We start from the raw sequence: 17,133 nt of genomic DNA on the forward strand, positions 1-17,133 counted from the left end.
GTTAGGGTGGGGACCCGTCGCAGCCACTGCGCAGGTCATCCGGGAAGAAAAGCGCTCAACCGCCGACCAGTTGGCCGCCCTGCACCGCCTGCCCGCCCTTCAGGCCGATGGGCAGCTTGGTCAGGTACTCGTTGGGCTTGCGGCCGTCGTAGGCGATGCCGTCGATGAAGCCCTCGTCCAGCGGCTTGTAGCCGTCGCTGGTCCAGGGGAAATCGGCCTCCTTGGCCTTGCCCTCCTCCACCAGCAGCCGCGCGGCCTTCAGGTAGATCTCCGGCTTGTAGACCTTGCGGGCGGTCTCGTCGTACCAGGAATCCGGCTTGGCCTCGGCGATCTGGCCCCAGCGGCGCATCTGCGTCAGGTACCAGACGGCGTCGGAGTAGAAGGGATAGGTGGCGTTGTAGCGGAAGAAGACGTTGAAGTCGGGAACCGCCCGCTTGTCGCCCTTCTCATACTCGAAAGTGCCGGTCATCGAGTTGGCGATGACCTTGGCGTCGGCCCCCACATACTCCGACTTCGCCAGGATCTTCACCGCCTCGGCGCGGTTGGCGTTGTCGTTCTCATCCAGCCACATGGCGGCGCGGATCAGCGCCTTGACCAGCGCCAGATGGGTCTTGGGATTCTTGGCGGCCCAGCCCTCGGTGACGCCGAAGACCTTCTCCGGGTTGTTCTTCCAGATCTCGGTGTCGGTGATGACCGGCACACCGATGCCCTTCATCACCGCCTGCTGGTTCCACGGCTCGCCGACGCTGTAGCCGAAGATGGTCCCGGCCTCCAGCGTCGCCGGCATCTGCGGCGGCGGGGTGACCGACAGCAGGGCGTCGGCCTGGATCTGCCCCGACACGTCGTTGGGCGCGTAGTAGCCGGGGTTGATGCCGCCGGCGGCCAGCCAGTAGCGAAGCTCGTAATTGTGGGTGGAGACGGGGAAGACCATGCCCATGGTGAAGGGCTTGCCCTCCGCCCGGTACTGGGCGATGACCGGCTTCAGCGCGTCCGCCTTGATCGGGTGCAGCGGCTTGCCGTCCGGCCCCTTGGGCAGGTTGGGCTTCATCCGCTCCCACACCTCGTTGGACAGGGTGATGCCGTTGCCGTTGAGGTCCATCGAGAAGGCGGTCACCACGTTGGCCTGGGTGCCGAAGCCGATGGTGGCGCCCAGCGGCTGGCCGGCCAGCATGTGGGCGCCGTCCAACTCCCCGGAGATCACGCGGTCGAGCAGCACTTTCCAGTTGGCCTGCGGCTCCAGCGTCACCGACAGGCCCTCGTCCTCGAAGAAGCCCTTCTCCGCGGCGATGGCGAGCGGGGCCATGTCGGTCAGCTTGATGAAGCCCAGCTTGAGCTGGTCCTTCTCCACGTCGAGCGGAGCGGCCTGGGCGGCCCCGAGCGTCAACGCCAGCGTGGCGGCGGCGGACAGCAGGGCGGTGCGGGGGGAGGTGGGAAATCGGGTCACGTCTCGCGTCACGTTGGTCGCTCCATCTCTCGTTCCGGACCCACGCGGCACGCCCGACCTCGATCCAACGCCCCACCGGCGACGCGCCGTTGAGGGCTCTCCAGCCATGAAGGGCTGTCGAACCGGGTCAGCGACGGTGCCGAGGGGCCCAACCTTGGGCGTATGGGATGGACGCACCGCCGTTGGCGCGTCCCGCCGTTTCTCTCGCAAGGACCATGCCAAAGGCTGAGTTGGTGTCCAAACAGAGCCAAAGGTCTTTGTTTCTGCGGCCTTGACGCGAATTGCCTATTGTTTGTGCTAGTACCTTGGTGGTGACGCATTGCACAATTTGTCGGCTTTCGGACCGCTTTTTGTTCGAACCAGGACAAAAGCGCGTGTTCGAGTCCCGACACTCCCGCCATCGACCAACAACGGCAGGGCCGTGCAAATGGCGGAAATCCGCCGTTCTGGTCCCTTTCTCATACCTTGGTGCCGGTGTTGGCACGCGGCTTGCCAGAAGGAAGGGCAGATCAGGGCCAGGGCAACGGCGCCATGGCCGGTTCGACGGCGAACCACCCGGACAACGGCGTCCGAAACCCTGGGAATCCCGCGGGAGTCCCCAGGGCTTCGGGCGCCTTTTTCTTTTCGGCCTCGCGGCCTCGCAAGAGGGCACACAGCATGAGCACGCACACCAATCCACCGACTCCGCGCGAACGGCTGGTCGTCGTCGGCAACGGCATGGCCGGCATCCGTACGCTGGAGGAGCTGCTGGCCAAGGCGCCGGACCGTTACGACATCACCGTCTTCGGCGCCGAGCCGCACCCCAACTACAACCGCATCATGCTCTCCCCCGTGCTGGCCGGGGAGAAGACCTTCGAGCAGATCGTCCTGAACGGGCGCGACTGGTACGAAGCCAACGGAATCAAGCTGTTGACCGGCGACCGGGTGGAGGTGATCGACCGGGCGAACCGCTGCGTCACGGCGATGTCCGGCCTGACCGTGCCCTATGACAAGCTGCTGATCGCCACCGGCTCCACCCCCATCATCATCCCGGTGCCCGGCTCCACCCTGCCCGGCGTCGTCGGCTTCCGCGACCTCGCCGATGTCGACACGATGCTGGAGGCGGCGGCCAAGGGCGGGCGCGCCGTGGTCATCGGCGGCGGCCTGCTCGGGCTGGAGGCGGCCAACGGCCTGAAGGTCAAGGGCATGGACGTCACCGTCCTGCACCTGATGGACACGCTGATGGAACGGCAGCTCGACCGCTCCGCCGGGGCGCTGCTGCGGCACGAGCTGGAGCGCCGCGGCATCGCCGTGCTGACCGGCGCCGACACTGCCGAAATTGTGGGCAACGGGAGTGTTTCCGCGGTTCGCCTGAAAAATGGGCAGGAGCTTCCCGCCGATCTGGTGGTCATGGCCGTGGGCATCCGCCCGAACATGGCGCTGGGCAAGGCGGCGGGGCTGGCCTGCGGGCGCGGCATCCAGGTGGACGACGCCATGACCACCTCCGACCCGGCGATCCTGTCGGTCGGCGAGTGCGTGGAGCATCGCGGCCAGACCTACGGCCTCGTCGCCCCGCTGTTCGAGATGGCCAAGGTCGCCGCCGCCCGGCTGGCCGGCGATACGGAATCCGCCTACACCGGCTCCGTCACCTCGACCAAGCTGAAGGTGACGGGGGTGGATGTCTTCTCGGCCGGCGACTTCACCGGCGGCAAGGACTGCGAGGACATCGTGTTCCGCGACGCCGCCCGCGGCGTCTACAAGCGCGTGGTGGTCAAGGAGAACCGCATCCTCGGCGCCGTGCTCTACGGCGACACCAAGGACGGCGGCTGGTACTTCCAGATGCTGAAGGACGGCACCGAGGTGGCGCCGGTCCGCGACACCCTGATCTTCGGCCAGAGCTTTGGAGGCGAGGGGGCGGCAAACCCTAAGGCCGCCGTTGCAGCACTCCCCGACGGTGCGGAGATCTGCGGCTGCAACGGCGTGTGCAAGGGCACCATCGTCACGGCGATCACCGAGAAGGGCCTGTCCAACCTGGACGAGGTGCGGGCTCATACCAAAGCCTCGGCCTCCTGCGGAAGCTGCACCGGTCAGGTGGAGCAGCTCCTGGCCTTGACGCTGGGCGACGGCTACGCGGGCGAGGCGAAGTCCAAGCCGATGTGCAAGTGCACCGACCGCACCCACGACGAGGTGCGCCGGGCCATCACCGCGCTGGAACTGAAATCCATCCCCGACGTGATGCAGCGGCTGGAATGGCGGACGCCCGACGGCTGCCACCATTGCCGCCCGGCGCTGAACTATTACCTGCTCTGCGAATGGCCGGGCGACTACAAGGACGACAGCCGGTCCCGCTACATCAACGAGCGCGTCCACGCCAACATCCAGAAGGACGGCACCTACTCCGTCGTTCCGCGCATGTGGGGCGGGCTGACCAGCGCCAAGGAACTGCGCGCCATCGCCGATGTGGTGGACAAGTTCGCCATCCCCACGGTGAAGGTCACCGGCGGCCAGCGCATCGACCTGTTCGGCGTGAAGAAGGAGGACCTGCCCGCGGTGTGGGCGGACCTGAACGCCGCCGGCATGGTCTCCGGCCACGCCTACGCCAAGGGGCTGCGCACGGTGAAGACCTGCGTCGGCTCGGAATGGTGCCGCTTCGGCACGCAGGACAGCACCGGCCTGGGCGTGAAGCTGGAGCGGATGACCTGGGGCACCTGGACCCCGCACAAGGTGAAGCTGGCCGTCTCCGGCTGCCCGCGCAATTGCGCGGAGGCCACCATCAAGGACCTGGGCGTCGTCTGCGTGGACAGCGGCTACGAGCTGCATGTCGGCGGCAACGGCGGCATGCATGTCCGGGCCTGCGACCTGCTGGTGAAGGTGGAGACCGAGGCGGAGGTGCTGGAATACACCGGCGCCTACATGCAGCTCTACCGCGAGGAGGCCCGCTATCTGGAGCGCACCGCCCCGTGGCTGGAGCGTGTCGGGCTGGACTATCTGAAGCGCCGGCTGGTCGATGATGCCGAGGGCCGGGCGGCCCTCAACGCCCGCTTCCTCTTCTCCCAGAGCTTTTCGCAGGACGATCCCTGGGCCGAGCGGGCCAGCGGGTCGGTGGACCGTCATGAATTCGCGCCGCTCGCTCAGGTGGGGTAACGACAGATGGATCAGAGCATTTCCTGGATCACCGTCGGCTCGGTCGAGGACATCCCCCGCCAGGGGTCCCGCGTGGTGCGGACCGACTTCGGCGACATCGCCCTGTTCCGCACCGTGGCGGACGAGGTCTACGCGCTGGAGGACCGCTGCCCGCACGCCGGCGGCCCGCTGTCGCAGGGAATCGTCCACGGTGCGCGGGTGACCTGCCCGCTGCACAGCTGGGTGATCGACCTCGCCAGCGGCGAGGCGGTCGGCCCGGACGAGGGCTGCGCCGGGCACTGCCCGGTGCGGGTGGTGGACGGCGCGGTGCAGCTCGGGCTGGCGGCCTTCCGTCCGGGACGCGGGGGGTGCGGCCATGGGTGAGGGAAGGCCTTATTCCCCCTCTCCCCTCCGGGGAGAGGGCCGGGGTGAGGGGGTTGCGCTTGTGCCGGACGCACCGCCACGCGCAACCCCCTCACCCTCCCCTCTCCCCAGGGGGGAGAGGGAATTTGGGAGGGAAACGGTCCGCACCACCTGCCCCTATTGTGGCGTCGGCTGCGGCGTTCTGGCCTCCGTCGCGGCGGACGGCACCGGCACCGGCACCGGCACCGTCACCGTCTCTGGCGACCCCGACCATCCGGCCAACCGGGGAAAGCTTTGCTCCAAGGGCACCAACCTGCCCGACACGCTGGGCCTTGCCGAACGGCTGCTCCACCCGGAGGTGGACGGGCGGCGCGTCGCCTGGGACGAAGCCATCGCCGCCGTCGCAGCGCGCCTGTCCGACACCATCGCCAAGCACGGGCCGGACTCGGTGGCCTTCTACGTCTCCGGCCAGTTGCTGACCGAGGACTACTACGCCGTCAACAAGCTGGCGAAGGGCTTCCTCGGCACCGCCAACATCGACACCAACTCGCGCCTCTGCATGGCCTCCAGCGTGGCGGGCCACAAGCGCGGCTTCGGCGCCGACGCGGTGCCGGTGACCTACGACGACCTGGAGGAGGCCGATCTGGTCGTTCTGGTCGGCTCCAACCTCGCCTGGTGCCACCCGATCCTGAACCAGCGGCTGCTGGCGGCCAAGCACAGGCGCGGCACCCGCATCGTCGTCCTCGACCCGCGCCGCACCGCCGCAGTGGACGGGGCCGACCGCCACCTGCCCATCCGGCCCGGCACCGACGCCCTGCTGTTCAACGGGCTGCTCGTTTATTTGGCCGACAACGGCCTGATCGACGCCCGGTTCGTGGCGGAGCACACCGCCGGACTGGCGAAAACGCTGGAGGCCGCGCGCGCCGACGCCCCCTCCCCCGCCCATGTCGCCGCCCGCTGCGGTCTGCCGCTGGCCGAAATCGAGGCCTTCTACGCTGAAGTCGCAACGGTCCGCCGCACCGTCACCGTTTACTCCCAGGGGGTCAACCAGTCCTCCCAGGGGACGGACACGGTCAACGCCATCCTGAACGTCCATTTCCTGACCGGGCGGATCGGCGCGCCGGGCATGGGACCCTTCTCCGTCACCGGCCAGCCCAACGCCATGGGCGGGCGCGAGGTCGGCGGGCTCGCCAACCAGCTCGCCGCCCATATGGGGTTCGAGCCGGAATCGGTGGACCGGCTGCGCCGCTTCTGGAACGCGCCGCGGGTGGCGGACAAGCCCGGCCTGAAGGCGGTGGACCTGTTCCGCGCCGTGGAGGCAGGCACCGTCCGCGCCGTCTGGGTCATGGCGACCAACCCGGCGGTCAGCATGCCCGACGCCGCCCGCGTCCGCCGCGCGCTGGCAAACTGCGAGACGGTCATCGTCTCCGACTGCATCGCCGATACCGACACGGCGCGGCTGGCCCACATCCGCCTGCCCGCCGCGGGCTGGAGCGAGAAGGACGGCACCGTCACCAACTCCGACCGCACCATCTCCCGCCAGCGGGCCTTCCGTCCCCTGGCGGGCGAGGCGCGGCCCGACTGGTGGATCGTCACCCAGGTCGCCCGCGCGATGGGCTTCGCCGACGCCTTCCCCTTCGAGACGCCCGCCGATCTGTTTCGCGAGCACGCCGCCCTCTCGGCCTTCGAGAACGACGGCACGCGCGCCTTCGACATCGGCGGCCTTGCCGGGCTGTACGACGCTGAATTTGAAACGCTCGCTCCCGCTCCCTGGCCGCGGCGGGTCGGCGAGGAGCCGACGCGCCGTCTCTACACCGACGGGCGCTTCTTCACCGACGACGGGCGGGCGCGCTTCGTCCCGGTCATGTCCCGTCCCCTGCCCCGCAGCGTGGAGCCGGGTTCGCTGATCTTGAACACCGGCCGTCTGCGCGACCAATGGCACACCATGACGCGCACCGGCCTGTCGCCGCGCCTCTCCGCCCACGCGCCGGAACCCTGCCTGGATCTTCACCCGCAGGACGCGGCGGCGCGCGGCCTGACGGACGGCGCCCTGGTCAGCCTCTCAACCCCTGTCGGCACGGCGCTGGCCCGGCTGCGGGTGACCGAGGCGCAGCGGGTGGGGGAAGCCTTCCTGCCCATGCACTGGACCGACCGCTTCACCGCCGCCTGCGTCGTCGGGCGGCTGGTGGACGACCGGGCCGTGGACCCGCTGTCGGGCCAGCCCGACCTGAAGCGGATGCCCGTCACGGTCACCCCCTACCCCGCCGCCTGGACCGGATTCCTGATCGCCCGCGAGCCCGTGGAGCCTGCCCATGGCGGCTACTGGTCCCGCCGCGCCGTCCCCGGCGGCCACCTGATCGAGCTGGCCGGCGAGGGCGCCCTGCCCGCTCCGGAGGCGCTGGCGTTCGGCTTCGCCGGGGCGACGGTCGATTACAGCGACGAGGCCCGCGGCGTGCTGCGCCGCGCCTGGGTGACCCACGACCGGCTGGAGGCCTGCCTGTTCCTGTCCACGACCGGTGGGTTGCCAAGCCGCGCCTGGCTGGTCGACCTGCTGTCGGCGGAGGCGCTGGACGGTCCCGCCCGCCGCGCCCTGCTCTCCGGCCGCTCGCCGGTTCCCACGGCGGACGAGGGGCGGACGGTCTGTTCCTGCTTCGGCGTCGGCGTCAACCGCCTGATCGCCGCCATCCAAAGCCAAGGCCTGACCACGGTCCAGGAGGTCGGAACGGCCTTGCGGGCCGGGACCAACTGCGGCTCCTGCATCCCCGAACTCAAGGAGATCCTTGCCGATGCCCAGCGCAGCCATGTGGCTTGAAGATTGGCTTGACGGTCTCGTCTCCCGGTCCGGAGGCAAGCGTATCAACTTCATCGTCGCCCTGCGCGCTGCGTTGGGCTCCGCGCTGCGTCCGCGCACGGCCCGCCGCGTCGCCCGCGCCATCCCGGAGGTCTCCGGGCGGACGCCCCACGTCACGCTGGTCGGCGCCGGGCCGGGGGACCCCGACCTGCTGACCGTCGCGGCGGCGCGGGCGATTTCGCAGGCCGAGGTGATCCTCTACGACCATCTCGTCGGGCCGGGCATCCTCGCCCTGGCGCAGCCGGGGGCGGAGTTGATCTGCGTCGGCAAGCGGTCGGGCAGGCATTCCCACTCGCAGGAGGCCATCAACGCGCTGATCGAGGCGCAGGCCCGCAGCGGGCGGCGCACCGTCCGGCTGAAGGGTGGCGACCCGATGATCTTCGGCCGGGCCGGCGAGGAGATCGAGCATCTGGAGCGTGTCGGAATCAGCGTGTCGGTGATCCCCGGAATCACCGCGGCGCTCGGCTGCGCGTCCAGCGCCCGGCTGTCGCTGACCAAGCGCGGCGTGTCGCGCGCCGTCACCTTCGTCACCGCCCACGCCCGCGAGGGCGACGCGACCGAACCGGACTGGGCGCGGCTGGCCGATCCCAAGGGCACGCTGGCGATCTACATGGGCCGCGAGGCCGCCCGCCGCGTCGGGCGCGGCCTGACCGAAGGCGGGCTGTCCCCAGACACGCCGGTGCTGGCGGTGGAGAACGGCTGTCGTCCCGACGAGCGCCATTACCGGACGACGCTGGGCGCCATGGCCGAGCGGGGCGTGGCGGCGGGCGACGGCCCGACGCTGCTCCTGATCGGCTGGGCGCTAGAGGAGCGGTCGGCGTACGCCGGTGATGCCCTCGGCGCGGGCGGCCACGTCGGCCAGGGGCTCGGTCACGACGGACATGGTGAAGACCGTGGCGTGCAGCAGCGTGGCGCCGTCCAGCATGATCCCGACATGGCCGGGGAAAAACACGATGTCGCCGCGGCGGTAATCGACCCCCTGCCCGTCCGTTGAGACCATCGGCCCCAGCCGGTCGTCGTTGCGCTGCATGCCGCTGCTGTGGTGGGTGACGATCCCCGCCCCGCGCAGCGCCACCTGGACGAGGCCGGAGCAGTCGATGCCGAAGGCGCTCCGCCCGCCCCAGACATAGGGGGTCTCCAGGAAGCGCAGCGCCGTCTCCACCGGAACGCGGTCCAGCGGCACGGCCACCGGCTCCAACAGCTTGCCGAAGGTCCACAGCCCGTTGTCGAGCCGGACCCAGCCCCCTGGACACTGGGCGTCGGCTTGCTCCGCCACGGTCACGAGGCTGCCGAAGCTCAGCGCCGCCACGGGCACCGCCTTGTGGGTGGGCGCCGGGTGCAGGTTCGCCACGCGTCCGGACACGCGGTGGGTCGGGGCGACCGGCTCCGTCAGGTCCGTGCCGGGGGGAAGCCAGCCGACATGGCCGTCGATGCGGTTTTCCACCTTCACCCAGTCGCCATCCCGGTCGAGCGGCGTACATGTTTCACCGAACAGCATCTCGCTGGTTTGCGGGACGCCGTGCCTCGGCTGTTCCAGAAGAACGGCCTGCGGGGCGGCGAGCCGGCGGATCGGGGTGGTCTGTGCATCGGTCATGCCGGTCACGCTAGAGCCCGCCCCGACGGAATGCAAGCCAGAGGACCGTTCCGGACAATCCTCCGGCAAACGGGGATTTGCTATGGATTTGACGCTTTTCGACAGGAGAGGGCGATGGGCAACCGTGTGAGGCGTCTGGGGCTCGCGGCGGCGGCGTGCTTATGTCTGCTGACCGGTGCAGCGGCCGCGCAGACGGCCCCCCAAGCCGCCACCAGCGGTCCCCTGCGGCTCGTACCGAAGCCCGTCGCCTCTCCGGCGCCCTCTCCAACGGTGGAGCAGCCCCCTGCCCCGCCGGACCCCGTTCCACCGCAGCCGTCCCCGGCGGCCACGGTGGTCCGGCCGGGTCAGCCCGCGGCCAACCCTGCGCCCATCCCGCAGCCCGCCGCGAGCGCTGACCCGGCCCAAACCCATCCGCCCACGCCGCGCCCGCAACCGACCGACGGGGTCGCGGCGGTGCGTGCCTTCTACGACGCCTTGGGGCAGGCTGACGCCGCACGGGCCAACACCTATGTCATTCCTGAAAAGCGGGGCAGCGGGGCCTACGACATCGCGTCGATGAACCGCTTCTACGGCAACATGAGCGTTCCCGTCCGCCTGCTGGCCGCGGAGGCCGCCGGCCGGAACACCGTGCGCGTGCGCTACCACTATGTCCATGTGAGCGGCCGCGCCTGCGACGGCGCCGCCGAGGTCGCGCTGGCCGAGCGCGAGGGACTGGCGTTGATCGAACGCATCCGGGCGCTCAACGACTGCTGACCTTTGTCCCCTCTCCCCGGAGGGGCGAGGACTACCTCACCCTCCCCGTCGGCTTGCCGCTCTTGACCGGCGCCCGGCGGCCCTTGCCGGCCTGCTGGGTGTAGAAGGTCTTGCCCGGCTTCGGCCGATCCGCCTTGGGCTTGTCCGCCTTGCCCACGCCGCCCGTCGTCTGCCAGGCCGGCACCAGCTGGTGCTCGCCCGGTCCGATCAGGTCGCTGCGGCCCATCGCCTTCAGCGCGTCGCGCAGCACCGGCCAGTTCTCCGGGTCGTGGTAGCGCAGGAACGCCTTGTGCAGGCGGCGCTGCTTCAGCCCCTTGGCGGAGAACACCGTTTCCGACCCCTCGCGGCGGATCGGGCGCAGCGGGTTGCGGTCGCTGTGGTACATCGCCGTGGCGAGCGCCATGGGGGAGGGCAGGTAGGTCTGCACCTGATCGGCCTTGAACCCGTTCCGCTTCAGCCACAAAGCGAGGTTCATCATGTCCTCGTCGCTGGTGCCGGGGTGGGCGGCGATGAAGTAGGGGATCAGGTAGAGCTTCTTGCCCGCCGCCTTGGCCGCCTTCTCGAACATCTCCTTGAAGCGGTCGTAGGTGCCGATCCCCGGCTTCATCATCTTGGACAGCGGGCCGGGCTCGGTGTGCTCCGGCGCGATCTTCAGGTAACCGCCGACATGGTGGGTCACCAGCTCCTTCACATACTCCGGGCTGCGGACGGCGAGGTCGTAGCGCAGGCCCGAGGCGATGTTGATCTTCTTCACGCCGGGGATGGCGCGCGCCTTGCGGTAGAGCTGGATCAGGTCGCTGTGGTCGGTGTTCAGGTTCTTGCAGATGTCCGGGAAGACGCAGGACGGGCGGCGGCAGACCTTCTCGATCTCCGGGTCCTTGCAGGCCATGCGGTACATGTTGGCGGTCGGCCCGCCCATGTCGGAGATGACCCCGGTGAAGCCCTTCACCTTGTCGCGGATCTCCTCGATCTCCTTCAGGATCGACCCCTCCGACCGGCTCTGGATGATGCGCCCCTCATGCTCGGTGATCGAGCAGAAGGAACAGCCGCCGAAGCAGCCGCGCATGATGTTCACCGAGAAGCGGATCATCTCCCAGGCCGGGATGCGCGCGTCGCCGTAGGACGGGTGGGGCGCGCGGGCGTAGGGCAGGCCGTAGACCCCGTCCATCTCCGCCGTGGTCAGCGGGATCGGCGGAGTGGTCAGCCAGACCTCGCGGTCGCCGTGCCGCTGCACCAGCGCGCGGGCGTTGCCGGGGTTGCTCTCCTGGTGCAGCACACGCGAGGCGTGGGCGTAGAGCACCTTGTCGGCGCTGACCTGCTCGAAGGAGGGCAGCCGGACCACCGTGCGGTCGGCCCCGGCGGCGCGCGGGGCGGCGGGGGTCAGCTCGTCGATGCTGCTGCTGTCGAGGACGGTCCAGCCGTCCGGCACGCGGCTGCGGACGATGGAGGTGCCGCGGACGTCGTCGATCTCCCGCGCCTTCTCCCCGGCAGCGATGCGGTGGGCGACGTCGATGATTGCGCGCTCCGCGTTGCCGTAGCACAGGATGTCGGCCTTGGAGTCCACGAGGACGGAGCGGCGGACCTTCTCGCTCCAATGATCGTACTGGGCGATGCGGCGGAGGCTCGCCTCGATGCCGCCGAGCACGATGGGCACGTCCTTGTAGGCTTCGCGGCAGCGCTGGCTGTAGACGATCACCGCGCGGTCGGGCCGTTTGCCGCCCTCGTCGTTGGGGGTGTAGCTGTCGTTGTGACGCAGGCGGCGGTCCGAGGTGTAGTGATTCACCATCGAGTCCATGTTGCCGCCGGTCACCCCGAAGAACAGGTTCGGCTTGCCCAGCGCCTTGAACGGCTCCGCGCTGCTCCAGTCCGGCTGGGCGATGATGCCGACGCGGAAGCCCTGCGCCTCCAGCAGCCGCCCGATGATCGCCATGCCGAAGCTGGGATGGTCCACATAGGCGTCGCCCGTCACCACGACGATGTCGCAGGAATCCCAGCCCAGCCGGTCCATCTCCGCCCGCGTTATCGGCAGGAAGGGGGCGGGGCGCCGGGCCTCCGTCCGGTGCCGGGGGAGGGAGAAGATGTCCCGCGCCGCCGGACCGGCGACGGTGGGCGTGGCTTCGTTGAGCATGACGCTCTCCGTTCGGGCCGCCGGTGCGCGGTGCGCTGCCGGGGCGGGGTGCTTGATGGTCGGGTGCCGGTTTCATACCGGTCTTGTCCGGCATGGTCCACCGCGCGAGTCCCTACGGAAGTGCCGCGGCGCGGTCAAGGATTGCCTGACCGTCGGGGTCAACTTTATACGCGATTATGACGCCGTGATGTGTGCAGCCGGGCCGCCATCGGCAAGGGGCCCGTTGCAACAGGTGTCCCGGCACCCTGTTGGGAAGGGCTGAGACGCAAGCTTTTCCCATGGACAGGAGTGGACCATGAGCACCGACAAGCGTTACGGCGACCAGCGCGACGAGCCGCTCGACATCAAGAACACCCGCGCCGACCCCGCCATCGACGAGGAGAAGATGGGATTCCAGAACATCGAAGGACCGGGTGCCGAGACCAGAAAGGATAAGGCGCCGGGGACGGACGACTCTCCGGACAGCGCACCCCGGCCGTGATGGGGACCCCCACAGGCACCGCGAGCGTTGTTCGCTGGAACCACAACAAAGCGGAGGTTCGCCATGGCTGAAGAGAAGACACCCGGCAGCCCTCCCCAGGTGGGGGGCGAGGCGGGGAAGGACTCCCCGTTGGAGGACAAGACCAAGACGCCCGGCGACGGGACGCTGCAGGACGCCGTTCCCGCCGGAACCACGTCCGACGAGTTGCGGCGGCGGGCGGAAGAGGATGACGGATCCGTCCAGCCGGGCACCGGCTGACGTGTCGGACGCGTCGCCGGTTTCATCATACGACGTCGTATGAGAGCTACTGGGCGACGCTCTCGCCTGCGGGCGCGGCCAATCCGACCATGGCATAGCTGCTGCGGATGGCCGCGTCCAGCGTCGGGGGCAGGGGCTGGATGCGCTGCTCCCGCGCGGCGCGGCGTGCGAAATCGGGGTCCGCCGCCAGGGCCCGCGTCGCCGCCGCCTTGGCCTCGTCCATCCGACCCATCTGCACGAAGGCGACCGCCAGGGCAGCCTGGGCCGGGGCGGCGGCGGTCACCTCGAACTCCAGCTTCGTGCTGTCCGGGTGTCCATGGCGCTGGAGGGCAAGGCTGTATGCGGGAAGAAGCCGTTCCCGCTGCGCCGGGTCGCGCTCCATCGCCTGCTCCAGCAAGGGCAGGCCTTTCGCGGGCTGCCCGGCTTCGACATGCCAGAGACCAAGGTCACCCAGCACATGGGCGTTCCCAGGGGACGCCTGCAAGGCGCGCTGCCCGGCGGCGAAGCAGGGGGCGTACTGCCCGCGCAGGCAATAGGCGGTGTAGAGCGCCGTCAACGGGCGCAGCGAGGTCGGCTCCAGTTCGGTGGCGCGCAGGGCGGCCGCCAGGGCATCGTTGAGGGCCGCATCGTTCCGTTCTGTCCGATAAGCGTCGGATTGCAGAAGGGACAGCGCCGACCACAGCCGGGCGGCCTCGCTGGCGTTGGTCGTCAACGCGCTGGCGGCCGAGGTCAGGCAACCGTTCAGGGCGTTCCGCTCGGCTGGCGGGATTTCATGCCGACCGGTGGCGAGGAAGGCGCACTCGCGCGGCGACAGGCTGGTGGTCGGTTTGGTGCGCAGGCGCGCGGTGGCAACCGGCAGCAAGGGACCATGCGCAGCGGTGAGCGGTTCGACGATGTCGGCTGCCAAGGCCTGCGGGGTGGGCGCACCCTCCGGCCCGGCCGGTCGGTCCAGGCTGTTGGACCACAGCACCGCTCCGGTGGCGAGATCGGTCAAATGCACGACCAGACGCACCGCCGCGTCATGCCCCTGAAGGCTTCCGGACAGACGAATTCCCTGGTGGGGCAGGGCGGCGGTCGGCGGCGGATCGATCCGCACCGGCAGGTCGGTCCGGTTGGCAAGACCGTTGGCGATCTCGTCGGTCAGCATGGCGGCAAGGGCGCCGTCCTCCGCCGATTGGCCGGTGGTGCGGAAGGGGCCGACGACGACGGTCATCGATGCGGCGACCGCCGCGGACGTGACCGCGACTGGGGGCGCCGACCGGGGCGACGCCGGCTCGCTCTCCCTCGGCTCCGCGCCGGCTGCGATCGGATGCGGACCGAGAGCCAACGCTTCTTCCACATCAATGGGCGAGGCGAGGTTTCGTCCGGCCAACAGGCCCGCCAGCCCGACCGCGATCAGCACCACGGCGGCCAAGACGGCGACGCCCAGGGAAACGGGCATCCGCACCGTTTCCGCCGCTGGAACGGCGTGAGGGTCGGGCAGGGTGGGGGACGGATCGCCGTTCAACTGTTCAAAGCGAGGTGCGTATCCGCCCTTCGGTACGACGATGCGGATCGGGTCGTCGCGGCCGGCGGTCAGATAGTAGTGCTCCAAGCTGCGGCGCAGCCGCCCGGCCTCCAACCGCACAATGGGATCGGATTGCGGGTCGAAGCTCGGCTCCCGGTTGAAGACGCTGACCGCGATGCAGTAGGCCTTGATCTGCTGCGCCCGCCCCTCCAGGCATTCCTCGACCACATAGCGCAGGAAGCGGCGATTCCGGTCCGACGCGTCGAAATGGTTGCTCGCCAAAATCCGCTCAAGCTGGGTCCTGACGGCACGATCATCCAATGCCCACCCCTGCGCGGGCGGAGTTTCCTCGGTCATTCGTGACGTCTCCCGAACGTTGAGAAAGACGACGGGTGATCTTTCCCAAAAGGGGTGGGTCGATGTGTTGGCGGCATTCTTTCATCGGGAAAAACTCATGTCCATTGGCCCTGTGCTTTTAGGACGGACCATATTTCCGAAGTCCGCCCGCTTCTCTGATCGTTGGGATAAGGCGATCATCCAAAGGCTGGGGGTGCCGGACCGAATGCGGCGCGGGGCTCCTCCGCCGAACGGGGCGTAAACTACCGTATGCTACCCGCCGCGGCGGAACGGTCGGGCCATTGTCCGGGTTACCCGCCGCCGGACAGGGGACTCGACACGGGAGGACCCGAACACTGGCTGAGGGTCTCCCCCGTCCCCGCGGCACGCCCTGCTCAACCGACGCGCATCCCCCGCCGTCGATAAGGCGTGCCGACATTTCCCGGTTTCCCCTGTTCTCGGCTTTGGTAACGCAACGCACCGGTGGTTCCATGTCCTTTTTGTCGTCGTCTTTTTTGTCTTCTCTGAACGCTCCGTCCCGCCGCTGTCCGTCTCTTCCCCTTCAATCGTCTCCCCAGAGATCCCGGATGGACCAGCCCGCCGCGTCCGCGCTGACGCGCCGCGGCATCTTCGGGTTGGGGGCCGCCGTGGCGGTCGGCGTCTGCAACAGCCGCAGCGCGGCGGCGTGGGAACCGGCGCCGGAGCGCACGCTGCGAATTTACAACTGCCTGACGGGGGAAAGCTTCGACGGTGTCTATTGGGCGGAGGGACGCCCGGTGGCGGAGGCGATGGCCCGCATCGACTGGGTGCTGCGCGACCATCGCAGCGACGATTGCCACCGCATCGATCTCGCCCTGCTGAATCGTCTGTCGGAGATGCAGGAGAAGCTGGACAGCCAGCATCCGTTCGAAGTGCTGTCGGCCTTCCGGTCCAAAGAGACCAACCGTCGTGTGAAGGGGGCGGCGACAGGCAGCCTGCACCTGCAGGGGCGGGCGGTCGACCTGCGCCTGCAGGGACGGCGTGCGGTGGATCTCTACCGCTGCGCCCTGTCCTTCGGCGAGGGCGGGGCGGGTTGCTACGCGAAGCGGAACTTCGTCCATGTGGACACCGGACCGACGCGGCGCTGGGTGGGAGCCTGAGCGTGGAGGGGTTGGAATCGGGACTTTTCGTCGCAGAACCTTTTGCCAGGGGGCATCGGGCGAAGGGCATTAAGCCGATGGGTGGATTGTGCGCAGGACGGAGGAAGCGCACCATAGCCGAAAAAGAAGGCCGAATGATCCGGCCAAAGCTCTTTGGGAGGAGCCCATGCTGACCCCCACCGACCTTGCGAACCCCCGAAGCCGCAGCTTATCCGCGAATCGTCACCCGTTGACGGACCCGGCCCGGATGGCGCAGGCCCGCACGCTGGCGGGCTGGATCGCCGTGATCGCCGAAGACCGCGGCCTGGACGAGCGGGGCGTCGCCGCGGCGACCGGCTTGGACATCGAGGATGTCCGGGCGGTTCTGGGCGGCACCGTGTTCATGATGCCCGTGAGCACGCTCGACCGCGCGCTGCGCCGCCTGGAGGGCCGCCCGCACTGAGGAGCCGCAAACCCGCCTCTCCCTGCCCGCCGGCACAGGAGGACCGCATGACTCATCACGTCCGCAAACGGAGCAGCGCCATGGACCGCACGGAGAAACGCGACGCCATAACCCGCATCCGCCACGCCGCCGAACAGCAGGGGCTGGACGCCGGCGATCTGGCCCGGATGACCGGTTTGGCGCCGGGGCATGCCCGCGCGATCCTGTCCGGTTTCGGCTCGACGGTTCCGCGCGATGCCCTGGACCGCACGGTGTCCGTCCTGCCGGAGTGACGGAACGCTGAAATGGAAACGGCGGCGCATCGGGTGCGCCGCCGTTTCCTTATGGGATGTGCTGTGGCTCAGGCGACCGAGAGCACGTCCAGATAGACGTTCGCCGGCTCGGTCAGGTGAATCCGGTACAGCATGCCCGTCTGGTCGACGATGATGCTGGCGACGGGGTTCTTGGCGGCCATGTCGGTGACGGCGGCGCGCACGTTGCGCGGCAGGCTGTCGAGTTCGACGTCGCGGTAGCCGTTCTTGTCGGAGAACTTGATGGTCTTCTGGCCCATGGTCAGGCGCCCTGCGTGCATGCTCTGTTTGCGGTGGGCGGACCATGATCCTGCCGGGTTAAGGAAGCACTAACCAAAAACCGCGCAAACGCAGGACTGATGAGCGGCGGCTGCATCGGTGCCTTTGGAATAATTCGGGCCGCGGTTGCCCCCACCCTTCCCACGGCTTCGCCGCGGGCCCCTTC

14 protein-coding genes and 1 pseudogene are annotated in these 17,133 nt (G+C 69.2%); 10 read left to right on the plus strand and 5 right to left on the minus strand.

Annotated features, from left to right (window positions below; genetic code table 11):
* Window positions 1-55 precede the first annotated feature (55 nt).
* Window positions 56-1,456: an ABC transporter substrate-binding protein gene (locus tag GBZ26_RS16075; protein ID WP_174439703.1), complete on the minus strand. Its 1,401-nt coding sequence runs from the start codon at window positions 1,454-1,456 to the stop codon at window positions 56-58.
* 645 nt (window positions 1,457-2,101) lie between these two features.
* Here GBZ26_RS16075 and nirB point away from each other — a divergent pair.
* The 4 genes and pseudogenes from nirB to cobA form a co-directional block, all read left to right on the plus strand.
* A complete protein-coding gene (gene nirB, locus GBZ26_RS16080; protein WP_174439704.1) occupies window positions 2,102-4,567 on the plus strand; it encodes a nitrite reductase large subunit NirB in 2,466 nt (821 codons plus the stop codon).
* A 6-nt stretch (window positions 4,568-4,573) separates the two neighbouring features.
* Window positions 4,574-4,930: a nitrite reductase small subunit NirD gene (gene nirD / locus GBZ26_RS16085; RefSeq protein ID WP_035677835.1), complete on the plus strand. Its 357-nt coding sequence runs from the start codon at window positions 4,574-4,576 to the stop codon at window positions 4,928-4,930.
* Window positions 4,931-4,991: 61 nt separating this feature from the next.
* Window positions 4,992-7,721: a molybdopterin-dependent oxidoreductase gene (locus tag GBZ26_RS16090; RefSeq protein WP_343207250.1), complete on the plus strand. Its 2,730-nt coding sequence runs from the start codon at window positions 4,992-4,994 to the stop codon at window positions 7,719-7,721.
* Window positions 7,711-8,520: pseudogene (gene cobA, locus GBZ26_RS16095) on the plus strand (uroporphyrinogen-III C-methyltransferase); the annotation flags it as partial. The gene GBZ26_RS16090 and the pseudogene cobA, both read left to right, overlap by 11 nt.
* A 42-nt stretch (window positions 8,521-8,562) precedes the next feature.
* On the opposite strand, the gene GBZ26_RS16100 reads toward cobA, so the two are convergent.
* Window positions 8,563-9,354 carry a C40 family peptidase gene (locus GBZ26_RS16100; protein WP_174439706.1) on the minus strand — a complete coding sequence of 264 codons (792 nt, stop codon included), beginning with the start codon at window positions 9,352-9,354 and terminating at the stop codon, window positions 8,563-8,565.
* Between the two features lie 453 nt (window positions 9,355-9,807).
* Here GBZ26_RS16100 and GBZ26_RS30300 point away from each other — a divergent pair, with 453 nt between their 5' ends.
* Window positions 9,808-10,107, plus strand: coding sequence for a hypothetical protein (locus GBZ26_RS30300; RefSeq protein ID WP_246653825.1), 300 nt, complete (start codon window positions 9,808-9,810; stop codon window positions 10,105-10,107).
* Between the two features lie 31 nt (window positions 10,108-10,138).
* Here the strand turns inward: GBZ26_RS30300 and GBZ26_RS16110 are convergent, their stop codons facing one another.
* The gene (locus tag GBZ26_RS16110) at window positions 10,139-12,235 is read right to left on the minus strand and encodes a YgiQ family radical SAM protein (RefSeq protein ID WP_174439708.1); all 2,097 of its coding nucleotides are present in this window, start codon (window positions 12,233-12,235) and stop codon (window positions 10,139-10,141) included.
* 295 nt (window positions 12,236-12,530) lie between these two features.
* Between GBZ26_RS16110 and GBZ26_RS16115 the strand changes: the two genes are divergently transcribed.
* Entirely contained in the window at window positions 12,531-12,716 is a 186-nt protein-coding gene (locus GBZ26_RS16115; RefSeq protein WP_014197993.1) for a hypothetical protein, read from the plus strand.
* 63 nt (window positions 12,717-12,779) lie between these two features.
* Complete coding sequence (locus tag GBZ26_RS16120) at window positions 12,780-12,974, plus strand: hypothetical protein (protein ID WP_174439709.1); 195 nt, start codon at window positions 12,780-12,782, stop codon at window positions 12,972-12,974.
* 46 nt (window positions 12,975-13,020) lie between these two features.
* Here GBZ26_RS16120 and GBZ26_RS16125 read toward each other — a convergent pair whose 3' ends face one another.
* Window positions 13,021-14,838 (minus strand): hypothetical protein, encoded by a 1,818-nt coding sequence (locus GBZ26_RS16125; RefSeq protein ID WP_246653826.1) that lies wholly within the window; start codon window positions 14,836-14,838, stop codon window positions 13,021-13,023.
* Between the two features lie 566 nt (window positions 14,839-15,404).
* On the opposite strand from GBZ26_RS16125, the gene GBZ26_RS16130 reads away from it, so the two are divergent.
* The 3 genes from GBZ26_RS16130 to GBZ26_RS16140 all read left to right on the plus strand — a co-directional run bounded on the left by GBZ26_RS16130 (window position 15,405) and on the right by GBZ26_RS16140 (window position 16,670).
* Window positions 15,405-15,956: a YcbK family protein gene (locus tag GBZ26_RS16130; RefSeq protein WP_059399390.1), complete on the plus strand. Its 552-nt coding sequence runs from the start codon at window positions 15,405-15,407 to the stop codon at window positions 15,954-15,956.
* 247 nt (window positions 15,957-16,203) lie between these two features.
* Complete coding sequence (locus GBZ26_RS16135; RefSeq protein WP_014197998.1) at window positions 16,204-16,398, plus strand: hypothetical protein; 195 nt, start codon at window positions 16,204-16,206, stop codon at window positions 16,396-16,398.
* Window positions 16,399-16,445: 47 nt separating this feature from the next.
* Window positions 16,446-16,670 carry a hypothetical protein gene (locus GBZ26_RS16140; protein WP_246653827.1) on the plus strand — a complete coding sequence of 75 codons (225 nt, stop codon included), beginning with the start codon at window positions 16,446-16,448 and terminating at the stop codon, window positions 16,668-16,670.
* A 68-nt stretch (window positions 16,671-16,738) separates the two neighbouring features.
* Here the strand turns inward: GBZ26_RS16140 and GBZ26_RS16145 are convergent, their stop codons facing one another.
* Window positions 16,739-16,969 carry a hypothetical protein gene (locus tag GBZ26_RS16145; protein WP_236778257.1) on the minus strand — a complete coding sequence of 77 codons (231 nt, stop codon included), beginning with the start codon at window positions 16,967-16,969 and terminating at the stop codon, window positions 16,739-16,741.
* Window positions 16,970-17,133 lie beyond the last annotated feature (164 nt).

This window comes from Azospirillum formosense, assembly GCF_013340925.1.
In the GTDB taxonomy this organism is placed as follows: domain Bacteria; phylum Pseudomonadota; class Alphaproteobacteria; order Azospirillales; family Azospirillaceae; genus Azospirillum; species Azospirillum formosense.

Excerpts from the sequence above, each read along its gene's own strand:
- nirB (WP_174439704.1), top strand. The coding sequence starts at position 2,102 with ATGAGCACGCACACCAATCCACCGACTCCGCGCGAACGGCTGGTCGTC.
- nirD (WP_035677835.1), top strand. The coding sequence starts at position 4,574 with ATGGATCAGAGCATTTCCTGGATCACCGTCGGCTCGGTCGAGGACATC.
- GBZ26_RS16100 (WP_174439706.1), bottom strand. The coding sequence starts at position 9,354 with ATGACCGATGCACAGACCACCCCGATCCGCCGGCTCGCCGCCCCGCAG.
- GBZ26_RS16110 (WP_174439708.1), bottom strand. The coding sequence starts at position 12,235 with ATGCTCAACGAAGCCACGCCCACCGTCGCCGGTCCGGCGGCGCGGGAC.
- GBZ26_RS16115 (WP_014197993.1), top strand. The coding sequence starts at position 12,531 with ATGAGCACCGACAAGCGTTACGGCGACCAGCGCGACGAGCCGCTCGAC.
- GBZ26_RS16120 (WP_174439709.1), top strand. The coding sequence starts at position 12,780 with ATGGCTGAAGAGAAGACACCCGGCAGCCCTCCCCAGGTGGGGGGCGAG.
- GBZ26_RS16125 (WP_246653826.1), bottom strand. The coding sequence starts at position 14,838 with ATGACCGAGGAAACTCCGCCCGCGCAGGGGTGGGCATTGGATGATCGT.
- GBZ26_RS16130 (WP_059399390.1), top strand. The coding sequence starts at position 15,405 with ATGGACCAGCCCGCCGCGTCCGCGCTGACGCGCCGCGGCATCTTCGGG.
- GBZ26_RS16135 (WP_014197998.1), top strand. The coding sequence starts at position 16,204 with ATGGCGCAGGCCCGCACGCTGGCGGGCTGGATCGCCGTGATCGCCGAA.
- GBZ26_RS16140 (WP_246653827.1), top strand. The coding sequence starts at position 16,446 with ATGACTCATCACGTCCGCAAACGGAGCAGCGCCATGGACCGCACGGAG.
- GBZ26_RS16145 (WP_236778257.1), bottom strand. The coding sequence starts at position 16,969 with ATGCACGCAGGGCGCCTGACCATGGGCCAGAAGACCATCAAGTTCTCC.